Source organism: Phytoactinopolyspora endophytica, from assembly GCF_004138495.1.
Lineage (GTDB): Bacteria > Actinomycetota > Actinomycetes > Jiangellales > Jiangellaceae > Phytoactinopolyspora > Phytoactinopolyspora endophytica.
The window spans coordinates 12,942-15,280 of sequence record NZ_ML142873.1; the positions used below are offsets into that span (position 1 = coordinate 12,942).

Below are 2,339 nucleotides of genomic sequence, written 5' to 3' on the forward strand. Positions count from 1 at the left end.
CAGTCGGGGCAGGTGAAGGCGTGGGTTTCTTCAGTGACGTACCTGTCGTGCACTGGGCTCTCCCATCAGTTGTCCTAAGCAAAGATTGCCCTATGCAATAATGTAGCGCGTGACAGGTGACAAATCGATGCTTTCCACGCGGCGCGCGGAACTCGTCGACGCCGCGGTGGGAGCGAGCCGGGCGCTCGTCGCGATCACGGCCCGCTCGCTCGCCCGGGACGCGGGGGATGTCACGCTTCCGCAGTATCGGCTGCTCGTCGTGCTGGTGACCCGCGGCCCGCAGCGACTGGGAGACGTGGCCGACAGCCTGGACGTCAACCCGTCCACCGCTACCCGGATGGGCGATCGGCTCCATCGGAAAGGCCTGATTACGCGACGTGGCCGCGACGACGACCGTCGGGTGGTGGAACTGGTCATCACAGACGAGGGCCGGCAGCTTGTGGAGCGGGTGATGGAGCACCGCCGAGCCGAGATCACCGAGATCGTCGACGACCTGTCGCCTGACGAGCTCGCCACTGTGGCGCAGGGCCTGCAGCTCTTCGCCGCGGCCGCCGGCGAGACGACCGGCGAGTTAGAATCGGCCAGCTAGAGACCATCGAGGATTCGAGGTGCGTGAGCACTCCGTATCCCGATGGTTCCGCGACAAGGGACTACGAGCACTCGACGAGGTATGCGTCGACGAATTCCCTCCAGCCGTCGAAGTCGAGGCGCGTGGGTGCTGCCTGGCCCTCGTTGCCCAGGTCTTCCAGATGTTCGTACTCGGGATCGTGGGCCGCCGCTCGGATCAGGCTGCCCGCCGCCAACGCCTCGAAGGTCCACGGGTCCTCGCCGAGGGGGCCTAAGTCGTCTTCTGTGGGGTGGGTCTCGTCGAGGCGTTCTGTGATGTCGCAGGCGTACTCGATGTGCGCGTCGGCCACCTCCGCAGACCACTCGTCGGCCGAGCCGGCGCCGCCGTCGTCGAAGAGCAGGTAACCGGCGAACAGCCCCGCGCCAGCGGTGACCAGCGCGACGATGCCGGCGACGATCGGCGATACCCCGTGCCGCGTCCCAGGCTGGGAGCCGGGGTCCGAGCCATGCACGGGTGTGGATTCTCCAGTAGTCATCGGGCCACCCTATAGATGCGCTCTTCATGTTCGTTCCCGAGCCGTGCGGGCTCGTCCGTCGTCATGTCTGTCCTCGTGAAAGTCGAACGGGTGGCCACCCCATGATGTGACCACCCGTTCGGCTTCTCGCGGACCGGGTTACTCCACGATGTCGATCGAGAAGCTGAAGGAGCCGGTGACGACCTGGTCGGTTGCCTCGCGGACGGTCGACCGCTCCACGTTGAATCCGGTCTCGTTCTCTGTCTCGATGTTCATCGTGGCGCTCACCGAGTTGTTCGGGACGAGGCCGGTCAGGTCGTCGAGGAGCCCTTCGAAGTCGGCGGCGCCGTCGGACTCGTCCTCGGCATCGGCGCCCGACTGCTCCTGCGCGCCGTTGCCCGACGGGTCGGGCTGGTCGTCGTCGGTGTCATCGTCGTGCAGGTCGTCGCCGTCGCTGTCCGACCCGCCGGCGATGTCCACCCAGCCGTAGCTGCCGGCCGCGTCGTCCGGCACGTCGGCCGAGAGTTCAACGGTCACCGCGTCGCCCTGGTTCTTGTAGGGGGCGAGCGTCACGCGAACGTCGAGTGTGGATCCGGCGGGGACGGGGACCGACGATTCGCTCGGCGGCTGCTGGTATGTGCCGTCGGGCCGCCGGACCTCGACCGAGGACACGGTGTACTGCTCGAAGGCGCTGGACACGGTGGCGGTGTAGTCGACACCGGTGATCTCGACGTCTTCGAACTCGTTCTGCTGGATGGACAAGATCTGGTCCTGGGCGTCGAAGGTGGCGTCGTAGGCGATGTCGTGCTGACTCGCGTAGGCGTTTTCGACGTCGAGCGTGAAGGGCTCACCGGAAGCGCGTGTCCCCTCGACCACCCAGCGCAGTTCGGCCGTGCCTGGCCCGATGGCGTCGAACACCGTGTCGACGTTGGCCAACAGGTGCGACAACGCCAGGTCGGGCAGGGCGCGGTCCAGGGTGACGTGCGTGCTGCCTTCGCGGGACACGCCGTCGTCGGTGGAGGTGACCGTGGAGGTGACCGGGGTGAAGGGAGGCTCCGTACCGAGGTGGGCACGGACGCCGGCCAGGCGATCCTGGTCCAGAACGCCGACCGCACCGTGCGGATTGGCCACCTTGAACGGCCCGAACGCATCGTCGGGCTGGACCAGCAGCGCGGTGGCGGAGTGAACGCTCATCGACGACGCGCCGGACTGCAGGTACGGGTGGCCGAACGCGAGTGCCACGTCGTCGCAGACGAC

General features: G+C 67.2%; 3 protein-coding genes. 1 reads left to right on the forward strand and 2 read right to left on the reverse strand.

All coding sequences use genetic code 11. From position 1 onward, the window contains the following. The first annotated feature begins 109 nt into the window (after positions 1–109). Positions 110–589: a MarR family winged helix-turn-helix transcriptional regulator gene (locus ELR45_RS31225; RefSeq protein WP_165368259.1), complete on the forward strand. Its 480-nt coding sequence runs from the start codon at positions 110–112 to the stop codon at positions 587–589. A gap of 61 nt (positions 590–650) precedes the next feature. Here ELR45_RS31225 and ELR45_RS31230 read toward each other — a convergent pair whose 3' ends face one another. Together ELR45_RS31230 and ELR45_RS31235 are read right to left on the reverse strand one after the other, a co-directional pair. Next, complete coding sequence (locus ELR45_RS31230; RefSeq protein WP_129669775.1) at positions 651–1,103, reverse strand: hypothetical protein; 453 nt, start codon at positions 1,101–1,103, stop codon at positions 651–653. Between the two features lie 138 nt (positions 1,104–1,241). Continuing rightward, positions 1,242–2,339 (reverse strand): hypothetical protein (locus ELR45_RS31235; RefSeq protein WP_165368260.1); only part of this gene is annotated, 1,098 nt, incomplete at its 5' end.